16 protein-coding genes, 3 tRNA genes and 1 pseudogene are annotated in these 15636 nt (G+C 69.2%); 8 read left to right on the top strand and 12 right to left on the bottom strand.

Going from position 1 to position 15636, the window contains the following annotated elements; translation table 11 throughout:
* The first annotated feature begins 63 nt into the window (after nucleotides 1-63).
* On the top strand, nucleotides 64-369 hold the full coding sequence (locus tag DKG74_RS16560; RefSeq protein WP_109907292.1) for a hypothetical protein: 306 nt from the start codon (nucleotides 64-66) through the stop codon (nucleotides 367-369).
* A 36-nt stretch (nucleotides 370-405) separates the two neighbouring features.
* Here DKG74_RS16560 and DKG74_RS16555 read toward each other — a convergent pair whose 3' ends face one another.
* Genes DKG74_RS16555 through DKG74_RS16540 form a run of 4 tightly spaced genes read right to left on the bottom strand, consistent with a single transcriptional unit; the run spans nucleotide 406 to nucleotide 3698 of the window.
* Nucleotides 406-1176, bottom strand: coding sequence for a hypothetical protein (locus tag DKG74_RS16555; RefSeq protein ID WP_109907291.1), 771 nt, complete (start codon nucleotides 1174-1176; stop codon nucleotides 406-408).
* Nucleotides 1177-1205: 29 nt separating this feature from the next.
* Nucleotides 1206-1631 carry a DUF350 domain-containing protein gene (locus DKG74_RS16550; RefSeq protein WP_109907428.1) on the bottom strand — a complete coding sequence of 142 codons (426 nt, stop codon included), beginning with the start codon at nucleotides 1629-1631 and terminating at the stop codon, nucleotides 1206-1208.
* A gap of 11 nt (nucleotides 1632-1642) precedes the next feature.
* Nucleotides 1643-3271, bottom strand: a complete 1629-nt coding sequence (locus DKG74_RS16545; protein ID WP_109907290.1) for a DUF2491 family protein — start codon at nucleotides 3269-3271, stop codon at nucleotides 1643-1645.
* Between the two features lie 16 nt (nucleotides 3272-3287).
* Complete coding sequence (locus tag DKG74_RS16540; protein ID WP_109907289.1) at nucleotides 3288-3698, bottom strand: DUF4332 domain-containing protein; 411 nt, start codon at nucleotides 3696-3698, stop codon at nucleotides 3288-3290.
* 162 nt (nucleotides 3699-3860) lie between these two features.
* Between DKG74_RS16540 and DKG74_RS16535 the strand changes: the two genes are divergently transcribed.
* Together DKG74_RS16535 and DKG74_RS16530 are read left to right on the top strand one after the other, a co-directional pair.
* On the top strand, nucleotides 3861-4301 hold the full coding sequence (locus DKG74_RS16535; protein WP_109907288.1) for a universal stress protein: 441 nt from the start codon (nucleotides 3861-3863) through the stop codon (nucleotides 4299-4301).
* A 74-nt stretch (nucleotides 4302-4375) separates the two neighbouring features.
* Nucleotides 4376-6412 (top strand): NAD(+) synthase, encoded by a 2037-nt coding sequence (locus DKG74_RS16530; protein WP_109907287.1) that lies wholly within the window; start codon nucleotides 4376-4378, stop codon nucleotides 6410-6412.
* Nucleotides 6413-6418: 6 nt separating this feature from the next.
* Here the strand turns inward: DKG74_RS16530 and DKG74_RS16525 are convergent, their stop codons facing one another.
* The gene (locus tag DKG74_RS16525; protein WP_109907286.1) at nucleotides 6419-6835 is read right to left on the bottom strand and encodes a DUF3775 domain-containing protein; all 417 of its coding nucleotides are present in this window, start codon (nucleotides 6833-6835) and stop codon (nucleotides 6419-6421) included.
* A gap of 358 nt (nucleotides 6836-7193) precedes the next feature.
* Between DKG74_RS16525 and pncA the strand changes: the two genes are divergently transcribed.
* Both pncA and DKG74_RS22315 read left to right on the top strand, forming a co-directional pair.
* Entirely contained in the window at nucleotides 7194-7847 is a 654-nt protein-coding gene (pncA, locus tag DKG74_RS16520; RefSeq protein WP_109907285.1) for a bifunctional nicotinamidase/pyrazinamidase, read from the top strand.
* Nucleotides 7844-9100: pseudogene (locus tag DKG74_RS22315) on the top strand (DNA cytosine methyltransferase); the annotation flags it as partial. The gene pncA and the pseudogene DKG74_RS22315, both read left to right, overlap by 4 nt.
* 70 nt (nucleotides 9101-9170) lie before the next feature.
* Here the strand turns inward: DKG74_RS22315 and DKG74_RS16510 are convergent.
* The 7 genes from DKG74_RS16510 to DKG74_RS16480 form a co-directional block, all read right to left on the bottom strand.
* Nucleotides 9171-9246, bottom strand: a tRNA-Thr gene (locus DKG74_RS16510).
* Nucleotides 9247-9323: 77 nt separating this feature from the next.
* Nucleotides 9324-10262: an oxidoreductase gene (locus DKG74_RS16505; RefSeq protein ID WP_207779388.1), complete on the bottom strand. Its 939-nt coding sequence runs from the start codon at nucleotides 10260-10262 to the stop codon at nucleotides 9324-9326.
* A gap of 28 nt (nucleotides 10263-10290) precedes the next feature.
* Entirely contained in the window at nucleotides 10291-11196 is a 906-nt protein-coding gene (gene rlmB, locus DKG74_RS16500) for a 23S rRNA (guanosine(2251)-2'-O)-methyltransferase RlmB (RefSeq protein WP_109907284.1), read from the bottom strand.
* 36 nt (nucleotides 11197-11232) lie between these two features.
* Entirely contained in the window at nucleotides 11233-12366 is a 1134-nt protein-coding gene (locus DKG74_RS16495) for an ABC transporter permease (protein WP_109907283.1), read from the bottom strand.
* On the bottom strand, nucleotides 12363-13289 hold the full coding sequence (locus tag DKG74_RS16490; protein WP_109907282.1) for an ABC transporter ATP-binding protein: 927 nt from the start codon (nucleotides 13287-13289) through the stop codon (nucleotides 12363-12365). Before DKG74_RS16490 ends, DKG74_RS16495 begins: the two co-directional genes overlap by 4 nt.
* Complete coding sequence (locus DKG74_RS16485; RefSeq protein WP_109907281.1) at nucleotides 13286-14239, bottom strand: HlyD family secretion protein; 954 nt, start codon at nucleotides 14237-14239, stop codon at nucleotides 13286-13288. The genes DKG74_RS16490 and DKG74_RS16485 overlap by 4 nt, the downstream gene beginning before the upstream one ends.
* The gene (locus tag DKG74_RS16480) at nucleotides 14236-14895 is read right to left on the bottom strand and encodes a TetR/AcrR family transcriptional regulator (protein WP_165837728.1); all 660 of its coding nucleotides are present in this window, start codon (nucleotides 14893-14895) and stop codon (nucleotides 14236-14238) included. The genes DKG74_RS16485 and DKG74_RS16480 overlap by 4 nt, the downstream gene beginning before the upstream one ends.
* Nucleotides 14896-15166: 271 nt before the next feature.
* Here DKG74_RS16480 and DKG74_RS16475 point away from each other — a divergent pair.
* From DKG74_RS16475 to DKG74_RS16465, 3 genes are all read left to right on the top strand, one after another.
* A tRNA-Tyr gene (locus tag DKG74_RS16475) sits at nucleotides 15167-15252 on the top strand.
* Nucleotides 15253-15333: 81 nt separating this feature from the next.
* A tRNA-Gly gene (locus tag DKG74_RS16470) sits at nucleotides 15334-15407 on the top strand.
* 106 nt (nucleotides 15408-15513) lie between these two features.
* Nucleotides 15514-15636, top strand: a 123-nt coding sequence (locus DKG74_RS16465) for a GTP-binding protein (protein ID WP_243404149.1), incomplete at its 3' end; no start/stop codon positions are given.

Here is a 15636-nt window from a genome sequence, read left to right as displayed (position 1 = left end):
GGAATGTTCTCCCCCCGATTCCGTTCGCCGGTAGCCTTTGCCGGAAGGACAAGGAGTTGCGTCATGTCCGCCTCCCGTCTTCGCCTTCTCGCCGGTCTTGGCCTGACCTTCGGTCTGTCCGTCGCCGGCTCGCTCGTCGCTCAGGCCCAGCAGGTCCAGGGACCGGACGACGAGAATCGCCCGCCCCTGCTCTCGGCCCCGCCGACCGGCGCGGCGGCACCCGCCACCGATGCCGCGCGGCGCGACCCGGCGGCGGACGGCGATCAGGTGCCGACCACGACCTTCTTCGACGATTACCCGCCGGCCGTCGTGCCGCCGTCGGCGACCCGGCGCGACCCGACGCTGGAAGGCAGCTCGGCCGTCAAATAAGGCCGGGCCCCCGCGCCGGGCGGGGGCCCGCAGCCCTCACTTGCCCAGCTTGGCCTTGATCGCGGCGAGGCGGTCGGTAACCGTCACCGGCTTCGGGCCGGCGGCGGCGGCGAGGGCGGCGGCGATATTCGCATCCTCTTCCTCGGGCTTGGTCGGTTTCAGCAGGCTGGCCTTCGAATTGGCGGCTTCGGCCGCGACCAGATCCTTTTCCGCCGCGTCCTGCATCGCCTTCAGCGCGACGCTGAGGCCCGAGGTGGTGCTGGCAAGGCCGGCGGCCCGCTTGGCGGCATCGGCCTGACGTTCCGCCATCTCGCGCTGCTGTTCGGCCCGGCTCATCTGGCGCTGGGCGCGCTCCAGCTCGCTGCGCGCTTCCTTCAGCTTGGCGCCGGCCGTGGCATAGGCTTCCTCGAGCTGGGCGAGGAAGCTCTGCGCGTCCTCGGCATCCTTTACCTCGCGGTCGATCTCCGGCGCCATCTCCTCGAGCAGCTTGAGGAGCTGGGCGAGGCTCTTTTCCAGGCTGACCTTGCGGTCCGGGTCGTTGGCGGCATCGGCCTGGGCCTGCAGGCTTTCGGCGGCGGCGAGGCGCTGTTCACTCAGGGCCTTGATCGCATCCGCTTCCTTCTTCTCCTTCACAAGGGCGAGACGGGCGCGGGCGACCTCGGTGCCGAGCTGGTCGAGATGCTGTTCCATGGTGCGCAGTTCCGCCTCGGTCGCGGCCTTGGGATCCCAGCGCACCAGCGCCTCGAGGCCGGACTGCACCGCCTGGTCGGTCTTCACGCCCAGCAGATTCTTGATGAAGGTCAACATGGCTTTCCTCTTCGGGACAGATGGGACGATCAGCCGGCCATGGCGCCGGCGTTGAGCAGGGCGACCGCGACTTGTGCCGCGGCAAGGCCGAGGGCGGCGGCGACATTGCCGGCCTCGACCCCGGCCTTCAGGCCGCGGAAGACGAGGGTGATGACGAGAAAGGTCACAAGCTGGATGACGAGGGCGACAAGGCCCCAGACCACGATGTCGGCGAGCACGGTCGAGGTCGCGAGCGTCGCCGCCAGCGGGATCGCCAGCGCGAGGATGGAGCCGGCGAGGACGACGCCGGCCGCGACATTGCCTTCCGCGATCAGGCGGCGTTCGTGGAACGGGGTGATCGCCTGATAGACGGCGACACCGATCCCCAGCAGAACGACGGTGGCGCCGAGCTGTGTCAGGAGCACCGGCAGGCCGGTCCCGAGGATGGTGAGGATCTGGTCGAGGGTCGACGGCATGGCAATGTCCATCAGCTGAGGGAAAGCGCGCTGGGGTTGATGTCGATGCCGGCGTGCAGGGCGACATAGGCTTCGCCCGCGCCCCTGACCGCCGTCACCAGCAGATATTCGGTTTCAGGGGCGGGCGCCTTGCCGCCAGTCGTCCGGGCATAGAGCATGGCGCTGTGGCCGACCTCGGTCTTGCCGTTCAGGTCTTCGCGCGTCTCCTGCATTTCGCGCGGGGGCACGCGATTGGGGCCGGGGCTCCACACCCGCTTATACAGTTTGCCGTCCTTGGTCTCGAATTCGGGCCAGCCGATCATGCCGTCCTCCTTGCCCAGCCAGAACGACCATTCGTCGCGATCCGCCGGCTGCACCTCGTCGAACTGCCGGAAGTAGCGGCATTCCGACGGGAAGCCCTGGGCGTCGAGAACGAGCTGGAAGAAGGCGCCTTCGTCTTCGAGGTAAAGCCGGTGATAGGTGCCGCCCTTGTCGGTCAGCGTGCCGACAGCGTCGACCCCGATCATGCCGTTGTCGGTCGCCGCCTTGGGCGCCGCCACCTTGGTCAGGCCTTCGGCCAGGATGAAGGGCGTCGGGTCGAGGGTCAGCGGCATCCCGACCCGGAACAGGTCCGGCCGATAGACCGCGCCTGACATCTTGTTGCGCAGGATCGCCGCGGCCGAGCCGAGGGCGCTGCCGTTGCCGCCGATGGTTTGCTTCACGTCGCTGACCTTTCCCGCCGGGCCGGCGCCAGTCGTGGACTGGCGCAGATTCTTCACGATCATGAACAGGATGACGCCGAGAATGAGCAGCGCGATGACAAGGCCGAAGCCGCCGCCGGAAGACGGAGGCGGCGCGACGTCCGCCGGCAGTTGCCCGGCGCGCGACGGATCGCCCGGCGCCGCCGCCAGCTGGGCGTCGAGGGCATCGAGCTTGGCCTTCAGCGCAGGGTCGGTTGCCGCCGCCTTGTCCGCCTCGGCCCGCCATTCGCGGTAGCCCGGGTCGTCGCGATTGTCGCGGAAGAAGTCGGCGTGGCCGCGGTCGCTCAGGGTATCGAGCAGGAACCACAGCATGACCGCGTCGAAGACACCGAAGCTGGAGCGCCCGCCATAGGCATAGTCCGGTGTGCGATAACCGCGGCTGCCGTAATAATCGGTGGTCGTGCGCCGGCGCGGCGCGGGCGCGCTGCCATAATCGCCCCAGCTGCCGCTGCCCGCGGTGCTGCCGCTGTCCCGGGTCGAGGGCGTGCGCGACGGCGCGGGGCTGAGGAAATCGTCGAGCGCGTCGCGCGACTGGCTGCGCGAGGCCGAACGGTCGGAGCCGGCGGAAGAGCCGCCCCAGCTGCCGGACGACGAGCCGCCGCTGCCCGGGCGGGTGTAGCCGCCGCTGGACGACGAACCGCCGCCGAAGGAGGGCGTGCGGCTGTAACCGCTGCTCGACCCGCTGCCGGGCCGGCTGTAGCCGCCGCTCGATCCGCCGCGTCGCTTCGCCTCGGCATCGCTCGCCCCGGGGCCGAGCCACAGGGCGGTGACGGCGATACCGGTGGCGAGGCGGATCGTCGGCGCGGACAGGCCCGCGCCGACCGGGCCGAGCCCGAGGACGGCGGCAAGTACGAGCGACAGCAACCGGCGCCCGCGGCCCCGGTTGTCGACATGGGTCATGATGGGGCCCCGGCCCTCAATAGGTCAGGGTGGGGGGCAGGGACTTCGCCTGTTCGATCCAGTCGGCGACGTCGGCCTCGCTCGGCAGGCGGCGCACCAGGCTCTTCGCCTCGTTCACCTCGACCAGCTTCTTGTGCAGATTGGCCGGCACGCGGTGCTGCAATTCCTTCACCGTGTCGACCCCGGCGAATTCCAGCAGGTCGCCATATTCCTCGCCCACGCCCTTGATGCGCATCAGGTCGGAGCGATTGGCCCATTCGAGGATTTGTTTGGTGGTCAGGCCGGTCTTCTCGGCGAGGGACTCGCGGCCGGCGGGCGTCGTCGCCGCCTTCAGCAATTCGCCGGTCGTGTCGATGCCGACCTCTTTCAGCTTGGCGCCATAGACTGGGCCAATGCCTTCGATCTTCTCGATGGGATAGGATGACATGGTGGCAGCTCCCCTCCTTTGTCACGCGGAAAGGGTACAGTCTGAAGCCGGCAAGGCAATCGTTAATATCCGGATCGCTTCGGTCGGCGGCCATTGATTTCGATCAAGGGGCGCTTCGCCCGCGCGGGCCTAAACTGAACGTGTCAGATCAAGGAAAGTGCCATGTATAAACATCTCCTCGTGCCGACCGACGGTTCCGCGCTTTCGCTGGCGGCGGTCGATTCGGCCTTTGCGCTGGCAAAGGAAATGGGGGCGAGCGTTTCCGTGCTCGCCGTCGCCGAGCCCTATCCGACGATCTATTACACCGAGGTTCTGCAGGTCGACACGCTGCGCGCCGAGTTCGAGCAGCGCGCCCTCGATCAGGCCAAGGCCGCCGTGGCCGACGCCAGGACCAAGGCGGAGGCTCTGGGCCTTGCCTGCGACGCCGCGGTGGTCGTCCATGCCGAGCCTTACAAGGCGATCGTCGATCAGGCGGATGCCAAGGGCTGCGACCTCATCGTCATGGCCTCGAATGGCCGCCGGGGCATATCTGCCCTGCTTCTGGGCAGCGTGACCACGAAAGTGCTGACGCACTCGAAAATTCCTGTACTTGTCTATCGCTGAGCGCGGCCCCGACGCGGCCCGCCCGGTAAAGCCCGCCGCAGCGGCGGCGGGCCGCAACAGGATCTGTGCCGCCGATGGATTTCGCTTCGCTCTATGCCCATGACTTCGTCCGCGTCGCGTCCTGCGTGCCGCGCGCGGCCGTGGCCAATCCGGCCTTCGCGGTCGAGGAGACGCTGAAACTGGCCCGCGCGGGCGATGTCGACGGCACGGCCGTGCTGCTCTTCCCCGAACTGGGCCTGTCGTCCTACGCGATCGACGATCTTCTGTTCCAGGATGCCCTGCTCGACGCGGTGGAGGCGGGCATCGCTCGCCTCGCCGACGAATCGAGGGACTTGCTGCCCGTCCTCGTCGTCGGCGCGCCGCTGCGGTGCGAGGGGCGGCTTTACAACACCGCCGTCGTCATTCACCGGGGCGAAATCCTCGGCGTGGTGCCCAAGGCCTATCTGCCCAATTACCGCGAATTCTACGAGCGGCGTCATTTCACCCCCGGGCTCGGCGTCGTGGGGCGCGCGATCACGGTCGCCGGCCGCAGCGTGCCCTTCGGCATGGATCTGCTGTTCCGCTCGACCGGGACCATCGCCTACACCTTCCATGTCGAGATTTGCGAGGATGTCTGGGTGCCCCTGCCGCCCTCGACAAGGGGCGCGCTGGCCGGGGCGGAAATCCTGCTGAACCTGTCCGCCAGCAATATCACCATCGGCAAGGCGGAGGATCGCCGCCTGCTCTGCGCCAGCCAGTCGGCGCGCATGATCGCCGCCTATGCCTATTCGGCGGCGGGGCCGGGCGAATCGACCACCGATCTCGCCTGGGACGGCCAGGCCGCCGTGTTCGAAAACGGCCGCCTGCTGGCCGAGACCGAGCGTTTCCCCACGATGGCGGAAATGGCGACGGCGGATATCGACCTCGCCCGCCTGCGACAGGAACGGATGCGGGTGAACACGTTCGGCGACTGCCAGCGGGAGGAAGGGGACACCCCCTTCCGCATCGTCGCCTTTACACAAGGTGCGCCCGAAGGCACCGTCACCCTCGGCCGGGAGGTGGAACGCTTCCCCTTCGTGCCGGCCGATCCGGCGCGCCTGCGCGAGGATTGCTACGAGGCCTATCACATCCAGGTTCAGGGCCTCGCCCGGCGCCTGCAGGCGACCGGTCTGTCCAAGGCGGTGATCGGCGTCTCCGGCGGGCTCGATTCGACGCAGGCGCTGATCGTCGCGGTCAAGGCGATGGACCTGCTCGGCCGGCCGCGCTCGGATATCCTCGCCTATACGCTGCCCGGTTTCGCCACCTCGGACGAGACGAAGGGCAACGCCTGGGCGCTGATGCGGGCGCTGGGCGTCACGGCGGCGGAAATCGACATCCGGCCGGCGGCGCGTCAGATGCTGGCCGACATGGGCCATCCTTACGCCGAAGGGCGGGCGGTTTACGACGTCACCTTCGAGAATGTCCAGGCGGGCCTGCGCACCGACTATCTGTTCCGCCTCGCCAACCACCACGGCGGCCTCGTCGTCGGCACGGGCGATCTGTCGGAACTGGCGCTCGGCTGGTGCACCTATGGCGTCGGGGACCATATGTCCCATTACAACGTCAACGCCTCGGTGCCGAAGACGCTGATCCAGCACCTGATCCGCTTCGTCGCCCGCTCGGGCGATGTCGATCAGGAGACGGTCGAGATTCTCCAGGCGATCCTCGCCACCGAAATCTCGCCCGAACTGGTGCCCGCGGCGGCCGGTCAGCCGATCCAGTCGACCCAGCAGATCGTCGGGCCCTATGCCCTGCAGGATTTCACACTCTATTACCTGACCCGCTACGGCTTCCGGCCGTCGCGCATCGCCTATCTCGCTCTTCATGCCTGGGCGGACGCGGACAGCGGGGTCTGGCCGATGGACCTGCCGGCGGCGGAGCGCCGGGCCTATACGCTGGCCGAAATCCGGCGCTGGATGGAAGTGTTCCTGCGCCGTTTCTTCACCAGCCAGTTCAAACGCTCCACCCTGCCGAACGGGCCGAAGATCAGTTCGGGCGGTTCGTTGTCGCCCCGGGGCGACTGGCGCGCGCCCTCGGACGGCGATGCCTCGGTCTGGCTGGCCGAGCTCGCCGCCCATGTCCCGGCGGACTGATTCCGTTCAGAGCATCTCGGTTTCGAGTTCCGAGAGCGAGGCGCCGAGCTGCTCCAGCCCTTCCTCGACGAAGTCGCCGACGAGGGGAATGCCCAGCAGATAGCGGGCGGTGCGGTGGTTGTTGGCCGCCGCCTGCGCGCGCAATTCCTCCCAGTCGTCGGCATCGCCATCACCCCGGCCGAGCCACACGAGGGCGACCAGATCGACCTTCTCGTCGTCGTTCAGACCCTTGATGAAGGCATAAAGCTCGGCCCGCACCGGATCGTCGCCGTGATCCTCGAGCACCGAAACCATGCCGTCGTCGCTGGCGTTGGAGCTGCCGTCGACATCGCTCGGCGCGTCCTTCACGTCGTATTCGCGGACCTTGACCACGAAATAGGCCAGTTTTTCGAGGGAAATGGTCAGGTCGCCGGCATCGGCCATGGTTGTTCTCCGTTATCGTTGCGGCGATCCTGGCCCAAAGGCGGGGCGTTTCGCGTTGCGCTGGATCAAGCGGCAGCCGGCCATGCTGGCGTCCCTGTCTGAAGAAAATTCTCGTCACCCCGGCGAAGGCCGGGGTCTTTCGACGACGAAAGCGCCCACTCCGGCCCGCGTTGCCGGCCTTAGCCGGCAGGATGAAACGAGATGCCGGCCTTAGCCGGCAGAATGAAACGAGATGCCGGCCTTCGCCGGCATGACGAAACGAGTTGCCGGCCTTCGCCGGCATGACGAGAAGGGCGAGTGCTTTCGTCCGGCGAAAATCGACACTAGGATCGGCGCGGTGACGCGGCGGGAGTGCGCGATGGTGTCGAAGCCGGGACAGGTGGGCGCGGGCGATCTGCTGCTGGTGGTCGACGTGCAGAATGATTTCTGCCCGGGCGGGCGGCTCGCGGTGCCCGATGGCGATGCGGTGGTGCCGGTGGTGAACAGCCTCGCCCGCCACTTCGAGCGCGCGGTGCTGACCCAGGACTGGCACCCGGCCGGCCACAGTTCCTTCGCCAGCGCCCATGCCGGGCGCCAGCCGTTCGAGACCGTGGCCATGGCTTACGGGCCGCAGACCCTGTGGCCCGATCACTGCGTCCAGAACACCGCCGGGGCCGCGCTGCACCCCGCCCTCGACATTCCGAACAGCCAGCTTTTGCTGCGCAAGGGCTGGGACCCGGCGATTGATTCCTATTCCGCCTTCTTCGAGAACGACCGCGCGACCCCGACCGGCCTTGCCGGTTACCTGCGGGAGCGGGCGGTGACGCGGGTCTTCGTCGCCGGTCTCGCCCTCGATTATTGCGTCCGCTACACGGCGGAGGATGCCCATGCCGCCGGTTTCGAGGTCGTGGTGGTCGAGGACGCCTGCCGCGCCATCGACCTTGGCGGCTCGCTGGATGCCGCGCGCCGGGCCTTCGCCGCGCGCGGCATTCCCTGTGTCGGCGCCGGGGATCTGAGCCGGGGGCGGGGGTGAGGGCTGCGCCCGGCTGGATCCGGCGGGAGCGGCTGGCGCGCGCCCTCAGCCAGGCGGCGCTGGCCCGGCTGACCGGCCTGCCCCAGCGTGCCCTCTCGCAGTGGGAGCGGGATTTGCGCCGGCCCGACCCGGCTTCCGCCGCCCTGATCCGCGCTGCCTTCCGCCGCCTCGACGCCGATGATGCGCGGCCCCGCGCCAAGGCGCGCTGGCGCCTCCTCCACGGTGGTGGGGCCGAGGCGGCGCCGCGCGGTCGGATCGAGCGGGCGGCGGCCGAGGCTTTCGTTCGCGACCTCGATCCGCCGGACGGCCACCGCCGGGCGCTGGCGCAGGCACCGCGAGGCGGCCCCACCGCCCTGTCCCTGTTTTCAGGTTGCGGCGGGCTGACCGCGGGTTTCGCCTGGGCCGGCTTCGATGTCGTCGGCCATGTCGAGATCGAGGCGGCGGCGCGGGCCGTGCACCTGCGCAATTTCCCCGATTGTCGTGCCCTTGGCACCGACATCCGGCAGGTGACGGCGGAAGACCTCGCCACCCTCGGGCCGGTCGATGTCGTCTTCGGCGGGCCGCCCTGTCAGGGCTTCAGCCTGACCGGCAAGCGCCGGGTCGACGATCCGCGCAATCTGCTGTGGCGGGAATTTCTGCGCGTCGTCGACATCCTGCGGCCGGCGGTCTTCGTCATGGAGAATGTCCGCCTGATGGCCTCGATGCGGACACCGGCGGGCGGGCTGGTGATCGACGAGATCGCCGGGGCCTTCGCCGCCCTCGGCTATCGCCTCGCCATGGGCGGTCTCGACGCGGCGGATTTTTCCGTGGCGCAGTCGCGCCGACGCTGGTTCGTGATCGGCGCTCGGGATGGGGCGCCCGGCCTGCCGACAGCGCCGGGCGGACCGCCGCGCCCTTTACGCGCCGCCATCGGCGACCTCGCCCCGCTCGAGGCTGGCGAGGCCGATCCGCGCGATCCCCTGCATGTCGCCGTGCGCCACCCGCGCCATGTCGTCGAGATGCTGCGCGACGTGCCCGAGGGGATGAGCGCGCATGACCATCCGGACCCGGCCCTGCGGCCCCGCTCGGGCTACAACACGACCTACAAGCGTCTGCGCTGGGATGCGCCGGCCGCGACGGTCGCGACCACTTTCGCCATGATCTCCGGCTCCAGCAACGTGCACCCGCAGGCGACGCGCGCCCTGACCATCCGCGAGGCGGCGCGCTGCCAGAGCTTTCCCGACGATTTCGTCTTTTTCGGCACCCTCGGCCGGGTGCGCGCCATGATCGGCAATGCGGTGCCGCCCTTGCTGGCGCTCGCGGTCGCGCGCCATGTCCGGGGGATGGTGCCGCGTGTCCGACTTGAACGGACGACCTACCGCTTACAAGGCGGTTGCTCTACCAGCTGAGCTAACGCGGCCCTGGACCGGGTGTCCGGGGGACAGGCGACCTTATAAGCGGGAGCCCGGCCCGAGGGAAAGAGCAAATGGTGGCCCTTCAACCCGCGCTCGAGAGGTAGGCGACGCCGGTCAGCGTCTCCGACAGGGACCAGAGCGCGGCGCCCTTCTTTTCGCTGCGGGCGGCGCCGGTGCTTTTCGCCGGGGCGGCGGCCTTGCCCCACAGCTCGAAGGCGCCGTTCGGCCCCCAATAGCTGCCGGGGGCAAGGTCCGGGGCGGTCGCGGCGTGCAGGATCGGGATCGCGCCCTGCACGGCCGACTGGGCGAACAGCCCGCCGCCCGCGACCATGGCGATCTTGCCGAGGGTGGAGTTTTCCATCCTCGGCCCGACCATCAGCAGGTTGGTGGCGGCGAAGCCCGGGTGTGCGGCGATGCTGACGGTACGGCAGCCGGCGGCGCGCAGCCGGCGGTCGAGTTCGAGGGCGAAGGACAGATTGGCCAGCTTGGCCTGGCCATAGGCGCGCCATTTGTCGTAGCGCCGCTTGTGCCAGTTCAGATCCTCGAAATCGAGACTGCCGGCCTTGTGAGCGAGGCTGGCGACGGTGACGACGCGGGGCGCGGGCGCGGCTTCGAGGAGGGGCAGCAGCCTTCCGGTCAGGGCGAAATGGCCGAGGTGGTTGGTGCCCACCTGCATCTCGAAACCGTCCCGAGTCCTCGTCAACGGCAGGGCCATGACACCCGCGTTGTTGACGAGCAGGTCGAGCGCGCCGAGATCGGCCGCGAGGCTTTCGGCGAAGGCGCTGACGCTGGCGAGGTCGGCCAGGTCGAGGGGGCGGACCTCCACCTGCGCCTCCGGGAAATTGGCGCGGATCGCGGCCGCCGCTATTTCCGCCTTGGCGGTGTCGCGGCAGGCCATGATCACCCGCGCGCCCTTGGCGGCGAGGGCATTGGCGGTGTGATAGCCAAGGCCGCTGTTGGCGCCGGTGACGACGGCGGTGCGCCCCGTCTGATCCGGCAGGACGTCGATCGACCAGGCCATGATTTCCCCCGTTGTTCGTCTTCGCAGGTCAGCCCGCGCGCACCAGTTCGTAAAGCGCGACCGCCGCCGCATTGGAGACATTCAGCGATTCCATGCCCTGGATCGGCAGTTTCGCCATGACGTCGCAGCGCTCCCGCGTCAGGCGGCGGAGGCCGACGCCCTCGGCGCCGAGGACGATGGCGACCGAACCCGTGGTGTCGCATTCGGCGAGGCTCTGGCCCGCGTCGGCGTCGAGGGCGATGCGCCAGTAGCCCATCTCGCCCAGCTCGTCGAGGGCGCGGGCGAGGTTGACCACGCGGACGAGGGGAATGACGTCGAGCGCGCCCGAGGCGGATTTCGCCATGACGGCGGTCGCGCCCGGGGCATGGCGGTCGGTGACGATCACCGCCCGCGCGCCGAAGGCGGCGGCGGAGCGCAGGATGGCACCGACATTATGCGGGTCGGTCACCTGATCGAGCACGACGACGATGGCCCGCTCGCCGTCGTCGCGGGCGCAGGCCTCGTCGAGGGAGAGTTCTTCCAGCGGCTCGACCTTGAGGGCGAGGCCCTGATGGACCGAGCCGGGCGGCAGCATCCGCTCGAGGACGTCGCGGGTCACGCTTTCGACCGGGATGTCGCGCGCCTCGATCGCCTGGACGAGGGCGGGGGGCAATTCGTCCGCGCTTTCGACGCTGGTCACCAGGCGGTGGCAGCGCCGCGCCTCGTTGCCGAGGGCGGCCAGCACCGGGTGATGGCCATAGAGCCACAGGCCGGCCTCGCGCGGGGCGCGGCGCTGGCGCTCGGGTGCAGCACCCTGCGCGCTCTGCGCCGGGCGGCCGGAAGGCTTGCCCGCCGGCTTGGCGGGGCCGCGTTTCGGGCCGAAGGGGGGCTTGCCGCCGCCGGTGGCGCCGGGCTTGGCCGAATGCGGGCGGCCACCGGATTTTCGCTTGTCCATGGCCCCGTGTTTAGCCCGCCGCCCCGCCGCGCGCAATCAGTCCAGCGTCTGCTTGTAGCGGTTGAGGGCGACGAAGGTGACGACGGCGAGCACGGCCAGCATGGGCCAGGCATTGACCGCCACCTCGGGAAAGCCGTTGCCCCGCAGCATGACCCCGCGCACGACGCGGAGGAAATGGGTCAGCGGCAGCGCCTCGCCGATCACCTGCGCCCAGCCCGGCATCCCCCGGAACGGAAACATGAAGCCGGACAGCAGGATCGAGGGCAGGAAGAAGAAGAAGGACATCTGCATCGCCTGCAACTGGTTGCGGGCGACGGTCGAGAAGGTGAAGCCGATGCACAGATTGGTGGCGATGAACAGCATCACCGCCAGCATCAGGGCGGGGAAGGAGCCGGTCATGGGCACGCCGAACAGCGCCCGCGCCGCCAGCAGGACGACGCCGACCTGGATCGCCCCCATGCCGATAGGCGGCACGATCTTGCCCGCCATCACCTCGATCGGGCGGACCGGCATGGCCAGCAGGTTTTCCATCGTGCCGCGTTCCCGTTCGCGGGTCATGGCCATCGCCGTGGTGATCACCATGGTCATGGTCAGGATGACGCCGATCAGGCCGGGCACGATGTTGTATTGGGTGATGCCATCCGGGTTGAAGCGCCGGTGCACGGTCAGGCCGAAGGGCGGTGCCGTCGTCGCCACCGGCAGGTCGCCCGCGTCATGGGCGAGGGCATCCGTGGTGATGCGCGACAGGGCGGCGATGGCGTTGCCGGTCGCCGACGGATCGCTGGCATCCGCCTCGATCAGGATCTGCGGGCTCTCGCCGCGCAGCAGGGCGCGCTCGAAGCCGACGGGGATGGTGATGGCGAATTGCACCCGTCCGAGTTCCAGCGCCCGGTCGACCTCGGCGCGGGAGGTGGCTTCGCCCGTGAGGTCGAAATAGCCCGAATTGCGCAGGGCCGACAGGATGCTGCGGCCGTGCGGCCCGGATTCGGCCTCATGGACGATGGTCGGCAGGCCCTTGGGGTCGTTGTTGATGGCGAAGCCGAACAGGGTCAGCTGGATGATCGGAATGCCGATCAGCAGGGCGAAGGTGACGCGGTCGCGCCGCATCTGGATGAATTCCTTCACCACCATGGCGCCCAGCCGGGCGAGGGAGAGGCCGCGCCCGCTCATGCGAAATTATCCGCGGATTGGCCCATCAGCAGGATGAAGACATCCTCCAAGGTCGGCTGGTCGGGGCTGGCAGTGAAGGCAAGACCTTCGCCGGCGAGGCCCTCGATGCTGGCCGACAGTGCCTGGCGGTCCCGGCCCGAGACGTGAAGCAGAGTGCCGAAAGGCGCGACCAGCTCCACCCCCGGCAGCCCGTGCAGACGGCGGGCGAGGGCGGCCGGCGCGTCCGAGCGCAGGGTGAAGGTGGACAGGCCGGCCCCGGCGACGACCTCAGGCACCGTGCCCTCCGTCAACTTGCGGCCGTAGGCGACATAGGCGATGCGGTGACAGCGTTCCGCCTCGTCCATGTAGTGGGTAGAGACGAGCACGGTCATGCCCTCGGCGGCGAGCAGATGGATCTCGTCCCAGAAATCGCGCCGCGCCTTGGGGTCGACACCGGCCGTCGGCTCGTCGAGCAGGAGGAGCTTCGGCTCGTGCATGATGCAGGCGGCCAGCGCGAGGCGCTGCTTCCAGCCGCCCGAGAGCGAGCCCGCCAGCTGGTGGCGCCGGTTGGCGAGGCCGAGGCGGTCCAGCGTCTGCTGCACCCGGCGGCGGCGGTCGGACAGGTGGAAGATGCGGGCGACGAAGTCGAGGTTCTCGGCGATGGTCAGGTCTTCGTAGAAGCTGAACTTCTGCGTCATGTAGCCGACGTGACGGCGGATTTCCTCGCTCTGGCGCAGCACGTCGAAGCCAAGGCAGCTGCCCTCGCCGGCATCGGGTTTGAGAAGGCCGCAGAGCATCCGGATCGTCGTCGTCTTGCCCGAGCCGTTGGGGCCGAGGAAGCCCATGATCTCGCCCCGCGCCACCCGCACCGAGACATCGTCGACCACGCGGCGGCCACCGAAACTCTTGACGAGGCCGGCGACGTCGATGGCGAAGGCGCTCATGGCAGCACCAGCGTGACGTCGAGCGGCTGACCCGGGCGGAGCAGGGTGCCCGGCTCCGGCCGTGCTTCCACCAGGAAGACGAAGCTGCGCCGGTTCTGCACGGTATAGACCGTGGGCGGGGTGAATTCCTCCTTCGGCGCGATATAGCTGATGCGGGCGGCGAGGCCGGCCGGGCAGCCGTCGCAGGCAAGGGTGACGCGGCCGCCCTCCGTCACCTTCGGCAATAGCGGCTCCGGCAGGAAGAAGCGCACCTTTACCGCGTCGGGCGGCAGCAGGGTCAGGACAGGTGTGCCGGCGGCGATGCTCTCGCCCGGGTCGCGCAGGGTCTCGCTGACGATGCCGGCGACAGGCGCCGTCACCCGCCGCTCCGACAACTGCCAGTCCGCTGCGGCGAGGGTGGCTTCGGCCGCGGCGACATTGGCCCTGGCGGCGTCCAGCTGGTCGGCGCGGGCGGGCAGGACGGCGGCGGCGCGCTCGGCCCTCGCGGAGGCGAGGCGGGCGGCGGCCTGTTCGGCCGTGCTGCTGGCCCTGTCCAGCGCCTGACGGCTGGCATTGGCCGAGACTTCGAGGCGCCGGGTGCGGGTCAGCTCCAGCTCGGCATTGTCGAGGGCGGCCTTGGCCTCGGCGATGCGGGCGTCGATGACCGCGAGGTCTTCGGGCCGGGCACCTTTCTCGAGATCGGCGAGGCGGGATTTCGCCTCCGCGAGGCTGGCGGTGGCGCGGTCGCGATTGGCCCGTGCCTCGGTATCGTCGAGGGTGAAGAGCAGGGCGCCGGCCGCGACATTCATGCCGCGCGTCACCGGCCGGGCGGTCAGGCGGCCCCCGGCGGTCGGCGCGACGGCGACGAATTCCCCCTCGGCATAGCCCTGGACATGGGCCGGGGCGTCCGACCCGTCGCAGGCGGCGAGGCCGAGCGTGGCGAGCAAGGCGGCGGCAAGGCGTTTCCTCATGGCAGGTCCTTTCCGGCCAGGGCACCCAGCCCCGCGGTCAGCACCGCGGCATGGGCGCGAATCACGGCGACCGCGTCGAAGGGGCGGTCGTCGATGGGGGCGAAGGTGGTGCGCCAGAGCGCGGTGATCAGCACCGGGCCGATCGCCAGCTTGGTCGCGACCTCGACCGGCAGGTCCGGAAACTCCCCGCCCAGGACACCGAGCCGGTAGATGCGGCCGAACAGCGCCTCACCCCGGGCGATCACCTCGCTCCGGTAAAAGCGCGCGATCTCGGGGAAATTGCCGGCCTCGCCAATGACCAGTTTGGCGACGAGGGCGAGGTCGGTGGTCGCGACCTGCACCCCCAGGGTCTCGATGATCTTGCGCAGCAGGGGCGCCACCGGTCCCTCATGGCCGCCGATCAGGGCTTCCGCGAGGTCGAGGCGGGGCATGACGGTCTCGCGCACCAAAGCCTCGAACACCGCCTGCTTCGAGGGAAAGTAGAGGTAGACCGTGCCCTTGGTCACTCCGGCGGCACGGGCGATGTCTTCCATGCGGGCACCGGCGAAGCCTTTGGCGATGAAGACGCCGAGGGCGGCCGACAGGACTTCGGCGGGCCGGGCATCCTTGCGCCGGCGCCAGCGGGGGGTGTCTTCGAAGGGAGGGGTGTCGCTCACGGTGGCGCCATTACTAACTAACTGGTCAGTTATTTTCTACGCCGGGCGCAGAATCGGCGCAAGCGGATTCGGTGGGGCGCCCTCCGGCACTTGCAATCGGGGACGGGCGGGGCCATATGCGGACGACCCTGTTTCAGCGAGGAACCGCAGGCTTTGCGCGCCGCTCGCCGGGCTTTGGCCCGATGTTTCTGTTTCCGATTGACACCGGCCGCCAAATCACCATAGTGCGGCGCTCTGGCGGGCAGGTCCTCCTGCGCGTCACGCCCCAAGTGGAGGGGTGGCCGAGCGGTCAATGGCAGCAGACTGTAAATCTGCCGACGAATGTCTACGTTGGTTCGAATCCAACCCCCTCCACCAAACGGCCCTTCGGGGCCAGCCGGGGCGGCGGGTGGCACCGGACGGGCGGCAAGGTCGGAAGATCGGTTTGAAGCCAGGCACGCGGGTGTAGCTCAATGGTAGAGCCCCAGCCTTCCAAGCTGGTTGTGTGGGTTCGATTCCCATCACCCGCTCCAGGCTTGGTGGCTGAATGGCCGGTAACGGCCAAAACGAGTTTCGGGGGCAGCGGCATCCGCCGTCTGTCCATTCACTTTGGGTCGATGTTTTAGACGGACTGCGGAAATGGCCAAGGAAAGTTTCAAGCGGACGAAGCCGCACTGCAACATCGGCACGATCGGTCACGTCGACCATGGCAAGACGTCGCTGACGGCGGCGATCACCAAGGTTCTGGCAGAGACCGGTGGT

The sequence above is a fragment of the Zavarzinia aquatilis genome, assembly GCF_003173035.1.
Taxonomy (GTDB): Bacteria; Pseudomonadota; Alphaproteobacteria; order Zavarziniales; family Zavarziniaceae; genus Zavarzinia; species Zavarzinia aquatilis.
Note: the sequence above shows the minus strand (reverse complement) of the source record. Positions and strands in the feature narration are given on the sequence as shown.